General features: G+C 72.0%; 18 protein-coding genes. 4 read left to right on the forward strand and 14 right to left on the reverse strand.

Translation table 11 applies throughout. The features are described from left to right. Nucleotides 1-15 precede the first annotated feature (15 nt). From IF129_RS03625 to IF129_RS03640, 4 genes are all read right to left on the reverse strand, one after another. Entirely contained in the window at nt 16-444 is a 429-nt protein-coding gene (locus tag IF129_RS03625) for a Fur family transcriptional regulator (protein WP_191207908.1), read from the reverse strand. 94 nt (nt 445-538) lie between these two features. Then, entirely contained in the window at nt 539-1,417 is an 879-nt protein-coding gene (locus IF129_RS03630; RefSeq protein WP_191207909.1) for a metal ABC transporter permease, read from the reverse strand. Further along, a complete protein-coding gene (locus IF129_RS03635; RefSeq protein ID WP_191207910.1) occupies nt 1,414-2,199 on the reverse strand; it encodes a metal ABC transporter ATP-binding protein in 786 nt (261 codons plus the stop codon). The genes IF129_RS03630 and IF129_RS03635 overlap by 4 nt, the downstream gene beginning before the upstream one ends. 50 nt (nt 2,200-2,249) lie before the next feature. Then, entirely contained in the window at nt 2,250-3,308 is a 1,059-nt protein-coding gene (locus tag IF129_RS03640; RefSeq protein ID WP_381480203.1) for a metal ABC transporter substrate-binding protein, read from the reverse strand. A gap of 156 nt (nt 3,309-3,464) precedes the next feature. Here IF129_RS03640 and IF129_RS03645 point away from each other — a divergent pair, with 156 nt between their 5' ends. Continuing rightward, nucleotides 3,465-4,847, forward strand: a complete 1,383-nt coding sequence (locus IF129_RS03645; RefSeq protein ID WP_191207912.1) for a glycine--tRNA ligase — start codon at nt 3,465-3,467, stop codon at nt 4,845-4,847. Nucleotides 4,848-4,933: 86 nt separating this feature from the next. On the opposite strand, the gene IF129_RS03650 is transcribed toward IF129_RS03645, so the two are convergent. Together IF129_RS03650 and IF129_RS03655 are read right to left on the reverse strand one after the other, a co-directional pair. After that, nucleotides 4,934-5,758 (reverse strand): isoprenyl transferase, encoded by an 825-nt coding sequence (locus IF129_RS03650; protein ID WP_191207913.1) that lies wholly within the window; start codon nt 5,756-5,758, stop codon nt 4,934-4,936. A 380-nt stretch (nt 5,759-6,138) separates the two neighbouring features. Continuing rightward, nucleotides 6,139-7,158, reverse strand: coding sequence for an aldo/keto reductase (locus IF129_RS03655; protein ID WP_191207914.1), 1,020 nt, complete (start codon nt 7,156-7,158; stop codon nt 6,139-6,141). A gap of 154 nt (nt 7,159-7,312) precedes the next feature. Here IF129_RS03655 and IF129_RS03660 point away from each other — a divergent pair, with 154 nt between their 5' ends. Then, nucleotides 7,313-7,903 carry a TetR/AcrR family transcriptional regulator gene (locus IF129_RS03660; protein ID WP_318153529.1) on the forward strand — a complete coding sequence of 197 codons (591 nt, stop codon included), beginning with the start codon at nt 7,313-7,315 and terminating at the stop codon, nt 7,901-7,903. Between the two features lie 159 nt (nt 7,904-8,062). On the opposite strand, the gene recO is transcribed toward IF129_RS03660, so the two are convergent. Together recO and IF129_RS03670 are read right to left on the reverse strand one after the other, a co-directional pair. Continuing rightward, complete coding sequence (gene recO, locus IF129_RS03665) at nt 8,063-8,812, reverse strand: DNA repair protein RecO (protein ID WP_191207916.1); 750 nt, start codon at nt 8,810-8,812, stop codon at nt 8,063-8,065. A gap of 102 nt (nt 8,813-8,914) precedes the next feature. Beyond that, nucleotides 8,915-9,178 (reverse strand): protealysin inhibitor emfourin, encoded by a 264-nt coding sequence (locus IF129_RS03670; protein ID WP_191207917.1) that lies wholly within the window; start codon nt 9,176-9,178, stop codon nt 8,915-8,917. Nucleotides 9,179-9,414: 236 nt separating this feature from the next. Between IF129_RS03670 and leuA the strand changes: the two genes are divergently transcribed. Both leuA and IF129_RS03680 read left to right on the forward strand, forming a co-directional pair. After that, on the forward strand, nt 9,415-11,133 hold the full coding sequence (gene leuA, locus IF129_RS03675; RefSeq protein WP_191207918.1) for a 2-isopropylmalate synthase: 1,719 nt from the start codon (nt 9,415-9,417) through the stop codon (nt 11,131-11,133). A gap of 185 nt (nt 11,134-11,318) precedes the next feature. Next, on the forward strand, nt 11,319-12,032 hold the full coding sequence (locus IF129_RS03680) for a TerB family tellurite resistance protein (RefSeq protein WP_318153530.1): 714 nt from the start codon (nt 11,319-11,321) through the stop codon (nt 12,030-12,032). A 75-nt stretch (nt 12,033-12,107) separates the two neighbouring features. Here IF129_RS03680 and era read toward each other — a convergent pair whose 3' ends face one another. The 6 genes from era to IF129_RS03710 form a co-directional block, all read right to left on the reverse strand. Beyond that, complete coding sequence (gene era / locus IF129_RS03685) at nt 12,108-13,040, reverse strand: GTPase Era (protein ID WP_191207919.1); 933 nt, start codon at nt 13,038-13,040, stop codon at nt 12,108-12,110. Nucleotides 13,041-13,126: 86 nt separating this feature from the next. Beyond that, nucleotides 13,127-13,477, reverse strand: coding sequence for a cytidine deaminase (locus tag IF129_RS03690; RefSeq protein ID WP_191207920.1), 351 nt, complete (start codon nt 13,475-13,477; stop codon nt 13,127-13,129). Between the two features lie 33 nt (nt 13,478-13,510). Then, on the reverse strand, nt 13,511-14,278 hold the full coding sequence (locus IF129_RS03695; RefSeq protein WP_191207921.1) for a hypothetical protein: 768 nt from the start codon (nt 14,276-14,278) through the stop codon (nt 13,511-13,513). 75 nt (nt 14,279-14,353) lie between these two features. Further along, nucleotides 14,354-15,667, reverse strand: coding sequence for a hemolysin family protein (locus IF129_RS03700; protein WP_191207922.1), 1,314 nt, complete (start codon nt 15,665-15,667; stop codon nt 14,354-14,356). Between the two features lie 7 nt (nt 15,668-15,674). Beyond that, nucleotides 15,675-16,172: an rRNA maturation RNase YbeY gene (gene ybeY, locus IF129_RS03705; RefSeq protein ID WP_191207923.1), complete on the reverse strand. Its 498-nt coding sequence runs from the start codon at nt 16,170-16,172 to the stop codon at nt 15,675-15,677. A gap of 48 nt (nt 16,173-16,220) precedes the next feature. Further along, a complete protein-coding gene (locus IF129_RS03710; RefSeq protein ID WP_191208263.1) occupies nt 16,221-17,243 on the reverse strand; it encodes a PhoH family protein in 1,023 nt (340 codons plus the stop codon).

The following is a 17,243-nucleotide window of genomic DNA, read 5'->3' on the forward strand; positions in this document are numbered from 1 at the left end:
TGAGGCTTCTTTCCGCTACTTCTTCTTCCGGTCCGGGCGCGCCGCGCACTCCCCGCAGGTGCCGAAGATCTCGACAGTGTGCGCGACGTCGACGAAGCCGTGCTCGTCGGCGATGGCGTCGGCCCACTTCTCCACCTGCGGCCCCTCCACCTCGACGGCCTTGCCGCAGGAGCGGCACACCAGGTGGTGGTGGTGGTCGTCCGTGCTGCACCGGCGGTAGACGGCCTCGCCCTCGTCGGTGCGCAGCACGTCCACCTCGCCGGCGTCGGCGAGGGACTGGAGCGTGCGGTAGACGGTCGTCAGCCCGACCGAGTCGCCTCGGTGCTTGAGCATGTCGTGGAGCTCCTGCGCACTGCGGAACTCGTCGACCTCGCTCAGTGCCGCCGACACCGCGGCGCGCTGCCGGGTCGAACGGCCGCGGACTGGGGGACCTGCGGTCGCCACCGTTGCCTCCTTAAGGGCACCCCTTCGGGTGAATCGGCTCGCCCTGGTCGCGCTCAATTGTGCCAGGTGTGGCAGCGGCGACCGGGCAGGCCCGTCAGCCCCCGGCCGGCTCCCTGCTCAGCAGGCCCGCCGGCGCCTCGTCCCCGGCCGCCCGCACCGCCCGCCGACGGGTGACGAGCGGCGTCAGCGCGGCCAGGGCGGCGAAGACGGCGATGGCCAGCAGGACGATCGTCGCTCCCGGCGGCACGTCCGCGTAGAACGACACCACCGTGCCGGAGACGGCCACCAGCGTGCCGAGGGTGACGGAGAGGCCGAGCGTCACCGCGAAGCCCCGGGTGACCTGCTGGGCCGCCGCGACCGGGATGACCATGAGGGCGCTCACCAGCAGCAGCCCCACGACCCGCATCGCCACGGTGACCGTCACGGCCGCCGTCACCGCGAGCAGCAGGTTGAGCAGCCGCACCGGCAACCCCGTCACCCGGGCGAACTCCTCGTCCTGGCAGACGGCGAACAGCTGGCGGCGCAGGCCCAGGCACACGGCGAGCACCGCGCAGGAGAGCAGCACGACGGCCGTCACGTCCTCGGCCGCGACGGTGGTGACCGAACCGAACATGGCGGTGAGCAGGTCGGCGGTCGAACCTCCGGGGGCCAGGTTGATGATCATGACGCCGCCCGCCATGCCGCCGTAGAACAGCAGGGCGAGGGCGATATCGCCCCGGGCCTTGCCGTACCAGCGCACCAGCTCGATGGCCACCGCGCCGGCCGCCGAGACGAGGACCGCCGTCCAGACGGCGTTGGTGCTGAGCAGGAAGCCGAGTGCCACACCGGTCAGGGCGATGTGCCCGATGCCGTCGCCCATGATCGCCTGGTGGCGCTGGACGAGGTAGATGCCGACGGCGGGCGCGGCGACGCCGACCAGCAGGGCGGCGAGCAGCGCGCGCTGCATGAACGCGTAGTCGAGGATCTCGATCATGAGAGCTGCCCCGTTTCGATCCTGGGGACGGCGGACGCCGGGTGGACGACCTCGCTGTCGTGCGGGTGGCAGGCCGGGTCGTGCAGCTGCTCGGGACGCGCGACGCGCTCCACCCGGCCGTCGCGCAGCACCACGGAGCGGTCGATGAGCGGCGCCAGCGGGCCCAGCTCGTGCAGGACGAGGAGCACCGACGCCCCCGACGCCACCTGGTCGCGGAGGGCGTCGGCGAGGACGTGCTGGCTGGCCAGGTCCACACCGGCCAGCGGCTCGTCCATGATCAGCAACTCCGGCTCACCGGCCAGGGCACGCGCGATGAGCACCCGCTGGTGCTGACCGCCGGAGAGGGCGCTCACCGAGTCCTTGGCGCGCCCGGCCATGCCGACCAGCTCCAGCGCGCGCTGGACGGCCGCCCGGTCGGTGCGGCCCAGCGGCCGCAGCCGGTGCCGGGCCAGCCGACCGGAGGAGACGACCTCGCGGACGGTGGCGGGCACGCCCGCCGCCGCGGTGGACCGCTGCGGGACGTACCCGACGCGCCGCCAGTCGCGGAAGCGCCGCAGCGGCGTGCCGAACAGCTCCAGCTCACCGGAGGTCAGCGGCACCCGGCCGATCGCCGCGCGGACAGCGGTCGACTTGCCGGAGCCGTTGGCGCCGAGCAGCGCGACGACCTCGCCGCGCCCGACGGTCAGGTCGATGCCCCGCAGCACCGGGCGCGCGCCGAGGACGGCGTGCGCTCCGCGCAGGGATATGACGGGGGCGCTGCCCCCGGGGGCCGGGACGTCCATGCGGTGCTCCTTACGTGGCTCCGGTCACTGGCTCCGGTCGCCGGCTTTGGTCACTCGGTGCCGAGCGCCTTCTGCAGTGCGGCCAGGTTCGCGCGCATGACCTCGAGGTAGTCGTCCCCGCGGGAGGCGTCGGTGATGCCCTCCAGCGGGTCCAGCACGTCCGTCTCCAGGTTGAGGTCCGTGGCCAGAGCCCGCACGGTGCCGTCGCTCGCGTTCGTCTCGAAGAAGACGGTCGTGACGTTCTCGCGCTCGGCGACGGCGTGCAGGTCCTTCATCCGGGCGCCGCTGGGCTCCGCCTCCGGGCTGATCCCGGCGATGGCCTCCTCGTGCAGCCCGTAGCGGGCGGCCAGGTGGCCGAAGGCGGCGTGGGAGGTGATGAAGGTGTGCGTCTCCGGGTTGCCCAGGCCCTCTTCGAAGGCGGTGTCCAGCTCGCCGAGCTCGGCGACGAGGTCGTCGGCGTTCTTGCGGTAGTCGGCCGCGTGGTCGGGGTCGGCCTCGGCCAGCGCCTCGCCGACGCCCTCCGCGACGGCGGCGTACTGCACCGGGTCCAGCCACACGTGCGGGTCGAGGCCGCCGTGGTCGTGCCCGTCATGGCCGTCGCCCTCGCCCTCGTGGCCGTGGTCGTCTTCCTCCTCGTGGCCGTGGTCGGCCTCGTCCTCGTGGCCGTGGCCGTGGTCCTCCTCGGCGGGCGCGCCGTGCGTCTCGGTGCCGCCCTCCGCGCGCGGGGCCCGCTCGGCCAGCTCGGACGCCTCGACGACGTACTCGACGCCGGACTGCTTCACCGCCTCGTCGACGGCGGGCTGCAACCCCTCGACGTAGACGACGAGCCCGGCCTCCGTCAGCTCGGCCGTCTGCTGCGGGCTGATGACCAGATCGTGCGGGTCGACGCCGGGGCCGGTGAGGGTGCTGACGGCGACGTGCTCCCCGCCGATCTCCTCGGCCAGGAACTCCATCGGGTAGAAGGAGGCGACGACGGCCAGCTTGCCGTCCTCGGTGGTTCCCGCGTCACCCGATCCGCAGGCGGTCAGCGCGGACAGGGCGAGGGTGCAGGCCCCGGCGACCGCGGTGGCGGATATGAGAGGGCGGCGTCGAGCGTTCATGACACTCATTTTCAACGCTGTTGGAAACCGTTGTCAAATTCGAACAGCGTTCGCACGCTCCGTGACCGGCCGGGCGTCGTCCTCCCCCGCACCGATTTGATCCGGGGGCCTCAAGCGCCGGTAACCTGAGCTATTCCGTCGTCGTTTCGTAACGAAGAGAGCACCGTGGCCGCCGACAAGATCGACACCATCGTCAGCCTCAGCAAGCGCCGTGGCTTCGTCTACCCCTGCAGCGAGATCTACGGCGGTCAGCGGGCCGCCTGGGACTACGGCCCGCTGGGCGTGGAGCTGAAGGAGAACATCAAGCGCCAGTGGTGGCGTGCGATGGTCACCGCCCGCGAGGACGTGGTCGGCATCGACTCCTCGGTGATCCTCGCGTCGGAGGTGTGGCAGGCCTCCGGCCACGTCGCCACCTTCACCGACCCGCTCACCGAGTGCACCTCCTGCCACAAGCGCTTCCGCGCCGACCACCTGGAGGAGGCGTACGAGGCCAAGCACGGCCGTCCGCCCGAGGGTGGCCTGGCCGACCTCAACTGCCCCAACTGCGGCAACAAGGGCACCTTCACCGAGCCCAAGCAGTTCTCCGGCCTGCTCTCCACCCACCTCGGCCCCACGCAGGACTCCGGCTCGGTCGCCTACCTCCGGCCGGAGACGGCGCAGGGCATCTTCACCAACTTCAGCCAGGTGCAGCAGACGGCGCGCCGCAAGCCGCCGTTCGGCATCGCCCAGATGGGCAAGTCGTTCCGCAACGAGATCACGCCGGGCAACTTCATCTTCCGCACGCGGGAGTTCGAGCAGATGGAGATGGAGTTCTTCGTCAAGCCGGGTGAGGACGAGCAGTGGCACGACTACTGGATGGAGCAGCGCTGGAACTGGTACCGGGGTCTCGGCCTCTCCGAGACCAACATGCGCTGGTACGAGCACCCCAAGGAGAAGCTGTCCCACTACTCCAAGCGCACCGCTGACATCGAGTACCGGTTCAGCTTCGGCGGCTCGGAGTGGGGCGAGCTGGAGGGCGTCGCCAACCGCACCGACTACGACCTGAACGCCCACTCCGCCGCCTCCGGCCAGGACCTGTCGTACTTCGACCAGGAGGCCGGCGAGCGCTGGACGCCGTACGTCATCGAGCCGGCCGCCGGTGTGGGCCGCGCGATGCTCGCCTTCATGCTGGACGCCTACATCGAGGACGAGGCGCCCAACGCGAAGGGCAAGATGGAGAAGCGCACGGTCATGCGCCTCGACCCGCGCCTGTCGCCCGTCAAGGTCGCCGTGCTGCCGCTCTCCCGCAACGAGCGGCTCTCCCCGAAGGCGCGCGGCCTGGCGCAGACGCTGCGCGGCCACTGGAACATCGACTTCGACGACGCGGGCGCGATCGGCCGCCGCTACCGCCGTCAGGACGAGATCGGCACGCCGTTCTGCGTCACGGTCGACTTCGACACGCTGGACGACAACGCGGTGACCGTGCGCGAGCGCGACACCATGAAGCAGGAGCGCGTCTCGCTCGACCAGGTCGAGTCCTACCTGGCGAGCCGCCTCATCGGCTGCTGACGCCCGTCGGGCCGGGGCCGCGCGCCACCCGCCCCGCCCCTCGGCCCCGGCCCGCCCCAGGCGGCCGGGGCCGAGGCGTCGGCGGCTCAGGTGCCCTTGGTCGGGCCGGTCGGGACCTCATTGGGCTGGGCGCCGCCGAAGCGCCGGTCGCGCTGGGCGTACTCCAGGCAGGCCCGCCACAGGTCGCGGCGGTCGAAGTCGGGCCACAGGACGTCCTGAAAGACCATTTCGGCGTAGGCGCTCTGCCAGATCAGGTAGTTCGAGGTGCGCTGCTCCCCCGAGGGGCGCACGAAGAGGTCGACGTCCGGCATGTCGCGGTAGTAGAGGTACTTGCCGAAGGTCTTCTCGTTGACCTTGCCCGGGTCCAGTCGACCCTCCGCGACGTCCCGCGCGATGGCCGCGGCGGCGTCGGCGATCTCGGCCCGGCCGCCGTAGTTGACGCAGAAGTACAGCGTCATGGCCCGGTTGTTCTTCGTCTGCTCCTGCGCGATCTGGAGCTCCTGCACCACCGACTTCCACAGCTTCGGCATCCGCCCGACCCACCGGATGCGGATGCCGAGGGCGTCCATCTCGTCGCGGCGGCGTCGGATGACGTCCCGGTTGAAGTTCATCAGGAAGCGCACCTCCTCCGGCGAGCGCTTCCAGTTCTCCGTGGAGAAGGCGTAGAGGGAGAGGTTCTTGACGCCCATCTCCAGACAGCCCTTGAGTACGTCGAGCACGACGGCCTCGCCCATGCGGTGCCCCTCGGTGCGCGGCAGGCCGCGTTCCTTCGCCCAGCGTCCGTTGCCGTCCATCACGACCGCCACGTGGTTCGGCACGAGTTCGGCGGGGATCTTCGGCGGGCGGGCACCGGACGGGTGCGGTTCGGGTGCGGTGTAGCCACGGGCCGCGCGCGACTGCCGGCTCAGCATGTTCGACTCCTTGACGTGCTCCCTGGCCTCAAGGCCAGTGACTGCGGCCTGGGTCGGGTGACCCTTCCGCGGGCTTCCTGCTTCACCGTGCTGTGCCGGGACCTTCGTCCTGGTCCTACCGGCGCTCCACGAGGCGTTCGGTGTCTCCGCCCGCCCGGCGGCGACGATACAGCGTCCTTCGAAGAGGACGTCGCGGGCCGCGGTGTGGTCGCGGTCGCGCACGGCCTTGGCACAGGCCCCTGGTGATCACAGAGTGTCGCCACTCCACGATCACCGGGCCTGGACCCGACGTGTCGTCGGAGACGGCACACGCCGCCTGTTCGCGCGCGGGCGGCGGATCGCTGGCGGGCCGCCGGGCGAGGAGGCTGTCGCCGGGCCGATCAGCGTCGCCGCAGTGACGAGTCGAGCAGCGCGGGCGGAGTGTCGTTCTTCTCGTGTGCGGCGAGATCGGTGCCGGGGGCGACGATGCCGTCGATCGCGTCGAGTACGTCCGCGGGGAGCGTGATGTCCGCGGCGGCGATCTGCGCATGCAGGTGGTCCAGCGTGCGAGGGCCGAGGAGGGCGCTGGTCACGCCGGGGTGCGCGGTCACGAAGCCGAGTGCGAGCTGGATCATCGTCAGGCCGGCCTCGTCGGCGACCTTGGCCAGTTGCTCGACGGCGTCGAGCCTGGCCCGGTTGGAGGGGGTGGTGGTGTCGAAGCGCTGCGGCATGAAGGTTGAACGGCTGGTGGTGATCTCACGGCCCTCGCGAATCGCGCCCGAGAGCCAGCCCGAGGCCAGTGGGCTCCACACCATCACTCCGAGCCCGTACTGCTCGGTCACGGGCAGGACGTGCGTCTCGGCACCCCGCTGCAGGATCGAGTAGCCGGGCTGTTCGGTGACGTATCGGCTCAGGTGGTGCTCGCGGGCGGCCCACTGGGCCTGCACGATGCGGTAGGCCGGAAAGGTCGAGGATCCGAGGTAGCGGATCTTTCCCGCGCGTTGCAGGTCGGTCAACGCCGACAGGGTCTCCTCGTCGCCGGTGTTCGCGTCCCACCGGTGGATCTGGTAGAGGTCGACGTGGTCGACGCCGAGCCGACGCAGGCTGTCCTCCAGCGCGGTGACCAGCCAGCGGCGCGAACCGCCCTGCCGATTGCGCTCGTCGCCCATCGGCAGGGTCGCCTTGGTGGCCAGCACGATGTCGTCGCGTCGCCCGGCGATGGCCCTGCCGACCATCTCCTCCGACTCGCCGCCGCTGTACACGTCGGCGGTGTCGATCAGGTTGATCCCCGCCTCCAGCGCGGCGTCGACGATGCCTGTGACCTCGTCCTGGGTGGTGCGTCCGATCTTTCCGAAGTTCATCGCGCCGAGCGCGAGGTTACCGACCTGCACGCCGGTGCGGCCCAGGATGCGGTACTGCATGACTGTGTCTCCTCGTGAGGGGTGAAGCGCGGACGTCCCACATGGCTTGGTCAACGGGCCGTGCTCTGACATCATGAGCAAAGCGGAACCTTGTTCCGGAAACGATACGGAACATTGTTCCGCTTTTGCAAGCGCAGAGTGGAAGGAGCGTGCGGTGGGCGACAGCGGCGAGAGCGCAGGACGGGCGGCCCCGTCCGGGCGGAAGGACGCCCGGCGCAACCGGGAAACCCTGCTCGACGCGGCCGCCACGGTCTTCGTCACGTCAGGCGTGGACGCGCCGGTACGCGACATCGCGGCCAAGGCCGGCGTCGGGCTGGGCACGATCTACCGCCACTTCCCGACCCGGGCAGACCTCGTCATCGGCGTCTACCGGCACCAGGTCGACGCCTGCGCCGATGCCGGTCCTGCCCTGCTGGCGACCGGCTCTCCGTACACAGCCCTCGGGCAGTGGATCGACCTCTTCGTGGATTTCCTGGTGACCAAACACGGACTCGCCGCCGTAATGCGGCCCGACAACGCCGACTTCGAGGCGCTGCACACCTACTTCCTCGACCGACTGCTACCCGTCTGCACCGAACTGCTCGACGCCGCGGCCGTCACCGGCGAGATCCGCCCCGACATCGACGCGTACGAGCTCATGCGCGGCGTCGGCAACCTCTGCATCGGCGCGGAGAGCGATACCCGCTACGACGCACGCCGCATGGCCGGACTCCTCGTCGCAGGGCTACGCCGACCACACGCATGACCTCGGCGACCCCGCGCGTGCGGCGCTGCGAAGAAGGCGCGCCATCGTCGCCCCGGATCGACCGCTCCCTCGGCCCTCGTCCTGCGCCGCCCGCCGCCAGGACTTCCCGTGCCGCGTGGCCTCGGAGGTCGGCAGGGATCAGCGTCGAGGGCATCCCGGTCAGCCCTTGTCGACGTACCGCAGCGAGCGCAGCCCCCGCTCCAGGTGCCAGTGCAGGTAGGCCGAGACGAGGCCGCTGCCCTCGCGGACGTGGCGGGGCTCGGTGGCGTCCGCCGTCGGCCAGTCGCCGGACAGCAGCGCGGCCAGCAGGCGGACGGCCTCGGGCGAGGGGACGACGCTGCCGGGTACCCGGCAGTCGGGGCAGACGGTGCCGCCCGCCGCGACGGAGAAGAAGCGGTTCGGGCCCGGCATGCCGCACCGGGCGCAGGCGTCGAAGCTGGGCGCGTAGCCGCCGACGGCGAGCGAACGCAGGAGGAAGGCGTCCAGGACGAGCCCCGGCGCGTGCTCCCCGGCGGCCAGCGTGCGCAGGCCGCCCACCAGGAGCAGGTACTGCTGGACGTTCGGCTCCCCCTCGTGGTCGGTGAACCGTTCCGCCGTCTCCAGCATGGCCGTACCGGCGGTGTAGCGGGCGTAGTCCGTGACGATGCCCCGGCCGTGGGGTGCGATGGTCTCGGTCTGGGTGCACAGGGGCAGCCCCCGCCCGACGAGCTCGCTCCCCCGGGCGAAGAACTGCACGTCCACGTGGGAGAAGGGCTCCAGCCGGGCGCCGAACTTCGACTTCGTGCGCCGCACCCCCCGGGCCACGGCCCGTACCCGGCCGTGGCCCCGGGTGAGGAGGGTGATGATGCGGTCCGCCTCACCCAGCTTCTGGGTACGCAGCACGATGCCGTCGTCGCGGAACAGGCTCATGTGCCCATCTTCGCAGCCGCCGCGGACCCGCGGGCCCGTGCCCCGGCACGCGCGCCGCCGGTCCGTGCCCGTTGTGCGCGTCGTGGACGCGCGGCGGGCGCCCTACTCCGGCCGCTCCGCCGCGTGGAGGACGGCGGTGATCAGCGAGGACTGGGCGGAGGTGAGCCGGGGGTCGGCGCAGTAGACGGACGCGTCGTCCACGGTGATCTCGTAGGTGAACCCCTCGGGAACGCCGACCGGCGGCGTCTCGTGGCCCTCGGCCACGGCGGTGCGGGCCAGCGCGGTCAGCTCCGGGTCGGACGTCTGGAGGGTCGCCCGGCGGGGACGACCGCCCTGGCCGCCGGTACGGATGACGGTAATGTCCATCTCCTCACGGTAACCGACCGTACGCACCGTGCGAAGGCATGACAGGTCTCGCATATTGATACAGGTTCCGCAGGGCCGAGGACGCTCGGTTACGCTACCGCCATCATGCGATTCGGGCTGCTTCTCCTTAGCCGCCGCGGTGAGGGCCTGTAGCGGCCGACCCCCTCCCCGCGGAGTTCGGTGCTGCCACCGTCGGCCTTCTGCAGAAGCCACGCCGCGACAGGAGCCCACACCCCATGAGCAATCGCCAGCAGCCCTCGGGAATGCCGATCCACAAGTACGGCCCGTACGAGGCCGTGCACATCCCCGACCGCACCTGGCCGGACCGCCGGATCACCCGGGCGCCGCGGTGGCTGTCCACCGACCTGCGGGACGGCAACCAGGCCCTGATCGACCCGATGTCCCCCGCACGCAAGCGGAAGATGTTCGACCTGCTGGTGGCCATGGGCTACAAGGAGATCGAGGTCGGCTTCCCCGCCTCCGGCCAGACGGACTTCGACTTCGTGCGGTCGATCATCGACGAGGACGCGATCCCCGAGGACGTCACGATCTCCGTGCTGACGCAGGCGCGCGAGGAGCTGATCGAGCGCACGGTCGAGTCGCTGGTCGGTGCGCGCCGGGCGACGGTGCACCTGTACAACGCGACGGCGCCGACGTTCCGCCGCGTGGTCTTCCGCGGCACCCGCGAGCAGGTGCGGCAGATCGCCGTGGACGGCACCCGCCTGGTCATGGAGTACGCGGACAAGCTGCTGGACGACCGCACCTCCTTCGGCTACCAGTACAGCCCGGAGATCTTCACCGACACGGAGCTGGACTTCGCGCTGGAGGTCTGCGAGTCCGTGATGGACGTGTGGCAGCCGGAGGAGGGACGGGAGATCATCCTGAACCTGCCGGCCACGGTGGAGCGCTCCACGCCCTCCACCCACGCGGACCGCTTCGAGTGGATGTCGCGGAACCTGTCCCGGCGCGAGTTCGTCTGCCTCTCCGCCCACCCGCACAACGACCGGGGGACGGCGGTGGCCGCCGCCGAGCTGGCGGTGATGGCCGGCGCCGACCGCGTCGAGGGCTGCCTGTTCGGGCAGGGTGAGCGCACCGGCAACGTCGACCTGGTCACGCTGGGGATGAACCTCTTCTCCCAGGGCGTGGACCCGCAGATCGACTTCGGCCAGATCGACGAGGTGCGCCGCACCGCCGAGTACTGCAACCAGATGGAGGTCCACGCGCGGCACCCCTACGCCGGCGACCTCGTCTACACGTCCTTCTCCGGCTCGCACCAGGACGCCATCAAGAAGGGCTTCGAGGCCATGGAGGCCGCCGCCGCCGAGGCGGGGACGACGGTCGACGAGATCCCCTGGACGGTCCCGTACCTGCCGATCGACCCCAAGGACGTCGGCCGTACCTACGAGGCCGTCATCCGGGTCAACTCGCAGTCCGGCAAGGGCGGCATCGCCTACGTCCTGAAGAACGACCACAACCTGGACCTGCCGCGCCGCATGCAGATCGAGTTCTCGCGCATCATCCAGGAGAAGACGGACGCCGAGGGCGGCGAGATCACTCCGTCGCAGATCTGGGACTCCTTCTGCGACGAGTACCTGCCCACGCCCGACCGCCCCTGGGGCCGGCTCGCCCTGCGCAGCGCCCAGTCGGAGACGACCAAGGACGGCCACGACGCGCTGACCGTGGAGGCCGTCATCGACGGCGAGCAGACCGTGCTGGCGGGCACCGGGAACGGTCCGATCTCGGCGTTCTTCGACGCGCTGGCCGGGAACGGCATCGACGTGCGGCTGCTGGACTACGTCGAGCACACCCTCAGCCAGGGCGCCAGCGCCCAGGCCGCCTCGTACATCGAGTGCGCCATCGACGGCCAGGTCCTGTGGGGCGTCGGCATCGACGCCAACACCACCCGCGCCTCCATCAAGGCCGTCGTCTCCGCCGTCAACCGCGCCTCCCGCTGAGGAAGTTGACGGCCCGCCCGATCACGGACGGCCGCTGACCGGCGACGACCCCGGCCGGAACCACTGGTTCCGGCCGGGGCGTCATTTTGTCCGGTACTGGAGGCTGACGCCGACCCGTCCCTGTGGTTAACATCACGTCCTGGCGTGGCGACACCGGCGACGAAGCCGGGCGACGGAGGTGCGGCGTGGGCGGACTGCGCATGGCGGGCAGGCACCGGGGGGCGCTCCCGGCGGACGGCTGGGGACGCGTGGGCACGGGCCTGCGCACCGGCGTCCGCACCGCGTGGACCACCGTGGCCGACGGGGAGTTCTTCTGCGCCGCGTGCGGCGGCGACCGCAACTACGAGCGGCGCACCGGACGCCGGCGTCTGGAGCTGCTGGGCGTGCCCCTGCTGCGGGGCAACGCGACGGAGCCGGTCCTGGCGTGCACGTCCTGCGGGGAGCACTTCGGCCCCGAGGCCCTGACCCGCCCGACGACGACACGGCTGGCCGCGCTGCTGCGGGACGGTGTCCAGGGCGTCGCGCTGGCCGCGCTGGCCATGGGCGGCACCGACCACCCGGCGGCCCGCCGCGCGGCCGTCACGTCCGTGCACGCGGCCGGCTACCCGGACTGCACCGAGGAGCAGCTGCTCGCCCAGTGCGCGGCACTGCGGAGCGACACCTCCGCCGGGGCGTGCGTCGGGGTCGAGATCGAGCTGCACGCCACGCTCGGCCCCCTCGTCCCGCACCTCGCCGAGCCCGGCCGGGTGGGCCTGCTGCTGCAGGGCGCCCGCATCGCACTGGCGGACGGCCCGTACTCACCGGGGGAACGCGCCGTGCTGACCGCGCTCGGCAGTGCGCTGGAGTTCACCCCGGAGCAGACGCAGGCGCTGCTCGTGGCCGCGCCCGAGCCACGCTGACCCGGGCGCGGACGCCCGCCCGGCCGGCCCGCGCGCGGCGCCCGGAGAGAGGCCCGGGCAGCGGGTGGCTCGGTGTCAGAAGCCCAGGCGGCGCAGCTGCTTGGGGTCGCGCTGCCAGTCCTTGGCGACCTTCACGTGCAGGTCCAGGAAGACGGGGGTGCCGAGCAGCGCCTCGATGTGCGTGCGGGAGCGGCTGCCGACCTCCTTGAGCCGCTTGCCGCCGGGGCCGATCACGATGCCCTTCTGGCTGGGCCGCTCGATGTACAGGTTGGCGTGCACGTCCAGCAGCGGCCGGTCGGCGGGGCGGCCCTCGCGGGGCAGCATCTCCTCCACGACGACGGCGATGGAGTGCGGCAGTTCGTCCCGGACGCCCTCCAGCGCGGCCTCCCGGATCAGCTCCGCGACCATGACCTGCTCCGGCTCGTCGGTGAGGTCGCCGTCCGGGTACAGCGGCGGGCTCTCGGGCAGCATCGGGGCGAGCAGGTCGGCCAGCAGCGCGACCTGGCTGCCGTCGACGGCCGAGACGGGCACGATCTCGGCCCATTCGATGCCCAGTTCGCGGCCCAGCCGGTCGACGGCGATGAGCTGCTCGGCGAGTGCCTCGGAGTCCACCAGGTCGGTCTTGGTCACGACGGCGATCTTGGGGGTGCGCTTGACCTTGGCCAGCTCGGCCGCGATGTAGCGGTCGCCGGGGCCGGTCCTCTGGTCGGCGGGAAGGCAGAAGCCGATGACGTCGACCTCGGCCCAGGTGGAGCGCACGACGTCGTTCAGCCGCTCCCCCAGCAGCGTGCGGGGCTTGTGGAGCCCGGGGGTGTCGACCAGGACGAGCTGCGCGTCCTCGCGGTGCACGATGCCCCGGACCGTGTGCCGGGTCGTCTGCGGCCGGTTGGAGGTGATCGCGACCTTCGTGCCCACGAGTGCGTTGGTCAGGGTCGACTTGCCGGCGTTGGGTCGGCCGACGAAGCAGGCGAAGCCGGCGCGGTGCGGTGGGCTGGGAGGGGCGCTCATCCCCCCATTCTCCCTGATCGCCGGGGCGCCCCCGACCGCCGGCCGCCCGGGGGACCGGGGCGGACCGGGCGGGCCCGGCGCGGGCGTCAGCCCGCCGTCAGGGTGGCGCGGAGGGTGCCGTCCGGCGCGGCCAGCAGGACGGGCGTCGTGCCGCCCAGGTCGGCCACGGCCGCGAGGTCGCCGCCGGGCAGTGCTCCGGCGTCCGAGACGACGGCGGCGGCCTCCAGGGACTGCGCGCCGGACGCCACGGCCATCGCGACGGCCGTCTGCAGGGCCGTCAGCTCCAGCGAGGGCAGGGTCACGGTGCTCGCGACGTAGGTGCGGCCCGTCTCGTCGCGCACGGCCGCGCCCTCGGGCACGGCGTTGCGGGCGCGAGCGCTGCGCGCCAGGGTGATGATCTTGCGGTCCTCGGGATCGATGGCCTGGGCGTCAGTCATGGCGTCGAGCTTACTCGGGCGGCTGACGGCGGTTCACAGCCGCGTGGCGCCGGGGAAACTCCCGGCCGGGGACGGCGTGCCGCCGGCGGCCACCGCGCGGAGCTTCTCCAGGGCCAGCCGGGCGAAGGGCACGATCGACCCACCGCCCGGGTCCTCCCGGCCGGACTGCGCCAGGTGCACGGTGTGCGCGCCGACGCGGACGTGGACGACGTCGGCGACGACCGTGACCGGGCGGTCCCCCGTCCCCGGCCGCACGTACCGCACCGCCACGCTCTCGTCGCCCAGCTCCGGCGCCTCCGCCCGTTCGGCGTGGTAGTCGACCCGGTGACCCGCGGCCCTGGGGCCCTCGGTGAGCTGGAACCCCGGACACTGCCCGGCCGCCGCCCGGAAGGAGGCGAGGGCGCCCCTGGCGGCGTCGACGTCGGCGTGCGAGCCGGTGCGGGCCACCAGGAAGGGGCCGACCTCGGTCCGGGCGAAGCGGGCCTCGCCGCCGCCGGACGGGCCGCGGAAGAGGACCCGGCACGGCCCCTCGCCCGGTTCGGGGACACCGATGCCGCGCTCCCGGGCGGCGGCGGAGGTGTCGGCGGCCCAGCCGGCCGGCAGGTCGGCGAGGCTGAGCACGGCCAGCCGCAGCCCTTCCTCGGTGAGCCGCCCGGCCTGGAGGGTCGGCCCCGCCGGGCGTCCTGAGGTCCCGGTGCTGCCCGCGCAGCCGCCCGTCAGCACGACCGGCCCGGCCAGCAGGACCAGGACGAGCGCCGCGCGGGCGAGGCCCGGGCGCTGGTGCGCTTCCATGGCTCGCATGGCTCCCATGGGCGCACGCGCCCCGGGGGGCGGCCAGTGCCGTTCACCCGGCCGGGTGAGACGGGACGGCCGGGGTTACGGCGCGTCCTCGCCCGGCTGCTCGGCGTCGACGCGCTCGACCAGGACGCGGTCGATCCGGTTGCGCCGGCCCGCGGTGGACTCGGCGGTCAGGCGCAGCCCGGCGAGCGCGGGCTCGGCCGGGTCCTCGGAGAGGTCGGCGACGGCGGAGGCCCCGGCGATCGGGACGCGGCCGAGGAGCTTGGCCAACAGCCCGCCGACCGTCTCCACGTCCTCGTCGTCGAAACCGGTGAGGCCGTACAGCTCGCCCATGTCCTCGATGTCGAGCCGCGCGGTGACGCGGAAGCGCCCGTCACCGAGGTCCTCCACCGGTGGCAGCTCCCGGTCGTACTCGTCGGTGATCTCGCCGACGATCTCCTCCAGGATGTCCTCGATGGTCACGATCCCGGCCGTGGACCCGTACTCGTCGATGACGACGGCCACGTGGTTGCGGTCGCCCTGCATCTCGCGCAGCAGGTCGCCCGCGTTCTTGGTGTCGGGCACGAACGCGGCCGGGCGCATCGCCGAGGAGACCAGCTCGGACTCGGCGTCGCGACTGATGTGCACCTTCCGGGCCAGGTCCTTGAGGTAGACGATCCCGACGACGTCGTCCTCGTTCTCGCCGATGACGGGGATGCGGGAGAAGCCCGAACGCAGCGCGAGCGTCAGCGCCTGCCGGATCGTCTTGAAGCGCTCGATGGTGACCAGGTCGGTGCGCGGGACCATGACCTCGCGCACCAGCGTGTCGCCGAGCTGGAAGACGGAGTGCACCATGCGGCGCTCGTCGTCCTCGATCAGCGACTCCGACTCGGCCAGGTCGACCATGGCGCGCAGCTCCGCCTCCGAGGCGAAGGGGCCCTTCCGGAAGCCCCGGCCGGGGGTGAGGGCGTTGCCCAGGAGGATCAGGAGCTGCGGCAGCGGTCCCAGCACCCGGGTCAGGGGCAGCAGCACGTACGCGGCGGCCGTGGCGGTGTTCAGGGGGTGCTGGATGCCGATGGTGCGCGGGGAGACGCCGACGGCGACGTAGGAGACGAGCACCATGGTGCCGATGGCGACCGCGAGCGCCTGCCACGGCTCGGCGAAGTAGCGCAGGCAGGCGTAGGTGACCAGGACGCCGGCCGCCATCTCCGAGGCGACCCGGAGCAGCATCGCGAGGTTGAGGTAGCGGACCGGGTCGGCGGCGACGGCGGCCAGCTTCGCGCTGCCGCGCCGTCCGGTGCGCACCGCCTGCTCGGCGCGGAAGCTCGTGGTGCGCGCCAGTCCGGCCTCGGCGCAGGCGGCGAGCCAGGCGAGGACGACGAGGACGACCGCGAGGGTGAGAAGCTGCGTCATGGCCGCGTCAGCCCACGGTGGGGGCGGGGGACGGGCCGGTGAGGCCCGTCTCGGAACGCCAGCCGTCCACGATGGCCTGCTGGAGACCGAACATCTCCGCCTTCTCGCCGGGCTCCTCGTGGTCGTAGCCGAGCAGGTGCAGCACCCCGTGCACGGTGAGGAGCTGGAGCTCCTCGTCCATGGTGTGCTGCGTCGGGGCCTGCTCGGCCTGGCGGGCGGCGACCTCGGGACAGAGCACGATGTCGCCGAGCAGGCCCTGGGGGGGCTCGTCCTCGTCCTTCCCCGGCGGACGCAGCTCGTCCATGGGGAAGGACATGACGTCGGTCGGCCCCGGCAGGTCCATCCACTGCACGTGGAGCTGCTCCATGGCCGCGGCGTCGACGACGATGACGGACAGCTCCGACATCGGATGGATGCGCATCCGGGTCAGGGCGTAGCGGGCGATGTCGAGGATCGCCTGCTCGTCGACCTCCTGCCCGGACTCGTTGTTCACGTCGATGGACATGTGTGCGCTGGTGCTCTTCCCTCGTCTCGGCCTGCGGGCGGGCGCAGCTTACCGGGCGCCGCCGCCGCTTCCGTCACCGCTGCGGACGTCGTAGCGCTCGTAGGCGTCCACGATACGGCCCACGAGCTTGTGCCGGACGACGTCGGTGCTGGTCAGCCGGGAGAAGTGGACGTCGTCCACGCCCTGCAGGATGTCCTGCACCTGACGCAGCCCGGACCGGGTGCCGTTCGGCAGGTCGACCTGGGTGACGTCCCCGGTGATGACGATCTTCGAGTCGAAGCCGAGCCGGGTGAGGAACATCTTCATCTGCTCGGGGTTGGTGTTCTGCGCCTCGTCGAGAATGATGAAGGCGTCGTTGAGCGTGCGTCCGCGCATGTACGCCAGCGGCGCGACCTCGATCGTCCCGGCCGCCATGAGGCGCGGGATGGAGTCGGGGTCGAGCATGTCGTGCAGCGCGTCGTACAGCGGGCGCAGGTACGGGTCGATCTTCTCGTACAGCGTGCCGGGCAGGAAGCCGAGCCGCTCGCCCGCCTCGACCGCGGGCCGGGTCAGGATGATGCGGTTGACCTGCTTGGACTGGAGCGCCTGGACGGCCTTGGCCATGGCCAGGTACGTCTTTCCGGTACCGGCCGGGCCGATGCCGAAGACGACGGTGTGCTCGTCTATGGCGTCGACGTAGCGCTTCTGGTTCAGCGTCTTGGGGCGGATGGTGCGCCCGCGGTTGGAGAGGATGTTCTGCGTCAACACCTCGGCCGGTGTCTCGGCCGAGCCGTCGCCCTCCTCCCGCAGCATGGCGATGGAGCGCTCCACCGCGTCCTCGGTCATCGGCTGACCGGTGCGCAGGACGAGCATCATCTCGTCGAACAGCCGCTGGACGAGCGCGACCTCCGCCTCGTCGCCGGTGGCGCTGATCTCGTTGCCCCGGACGTGGATGTCCGTGGCGGGGAAGGCCTCCTCGATCACGCGGAGGAGGCGGTCGCCGGAGCCGAGCACCGTGACCATCGGGTGCTTGGCGGGAACGGCGAACCGGGCCTGTGCCTGTGGTGCCTGGGAAGTCGATGTCTGCGTCAT

The organism is Streptomyces chumphonensis (assembly GCF_014779715.1).
Lineage (GTDB): Bacteria > Actinomycetota > Actinomycetes > Streptomycetales > Streptomycetaceae > Streptomyces > Streptomyces chumphonensis.

Excerpts from the sequence above, each read along its gene's own strand:
- IF129_RS03710 (WP_191208263.1), bottom strand. The coding sequence starts at position 17,243 with ATGACGCAGACATCGACTTCCCAGGCACCACAGGCACAGGCCCGGTTC.
- IF129_RS03655 (WP_191207914.1), bottom strand. The coding sequence starts at position 7,158 with ATGCAGTACCGCATCCTGGGCCGCACCGGCGTGCAGGTCGGTAACCTC.
- IF129_RS03650 (WP_191207913.1), bottom strand. The coding sequence starts at position 5,758 with ATGCTGAGCCGGCAGTCGCGCGCGGCCCGTGGCTACACCGCACCCGAA.
- IF129_RS03640 (WP_381480203.1), bottom strand. The coding sequence starts at position 3,308 with ATGAGTGTCATGAACGCTCGACGCCGCCCTCTCATATCCGCCACCGCG.
- IF129_RS03695 (WP_191207921.1), bottom strand. The coding sequence starts at position 14,278 with ATGCGAGCCATGGAAGCGCACCAGCGCCCGGGCCTCGCCCGCGCGGCG.
- era (WP_191207919.1), bottom strand. The coding sequence starts at position 13,040 with ATGAGCGCCCCTCCCAGCCCACCGCACCGCGCCGGCTTCGCCTGCTTC.
- recO (WP_191207916.1), bottom strand. The coding sequence starts at position 8,812 with ATGAGCCTGTTCCGCGACGACGGCATCGTGCTGCGTACCCAGAAGCTG.
- leuA (WP_191207918.1), top strand. The coding sequence starts at position 9,415 with ATGAGCAATCGCCAGCAGCCCTCGGGAATGCCGATCCACAAGTACGGC.
- IF129_RS03630 (WP_191207909.1), bottom strand. The coding sequence starts at position 1,417 with ATGATCGAGATCCTCGACTACGCGTTCATGCAGCGCGCGCTGCTCGCC.
- IF129_RS03690 (WP_191207920.1), bottom strand. The coding sequence starts at position 13,477 with ATGACTGACGCCCAGGCCATCGATCCCGAGGACCGCAAGATCATCACC.
- IF129_RS03670 (WP_191207917.1), bottom strand. The coding sequence starts at position 9,178 with ATGGACATTACCGTCATCCGTACCGGCGGCCAGGGCGGTCGTCCCCGC.
- IF129_RS03635 (WP_191207910.1), bottom strand. The coding sequence starts at position 2,199 with ATGGACGTCCCGGCCCCCGGGGGCAGCGCCCCCGTCATATCCCTGCGC.
- ybeY (WP_191207923.1), bottom strand. The coding sequence starts at position 16,172 with ATGTCCATCGACGTGAACAACGAGTCCGGGCAGGAGGTCGACGAGCAG.
- IF129_RS03700 (WP_191207922.1), bottom strand. The coding sequence starts at position 15,667 with ATGACGCAGCTTCTCACCCTCGCGGTCGTCCTCGTCGTCCTCGCCTGG.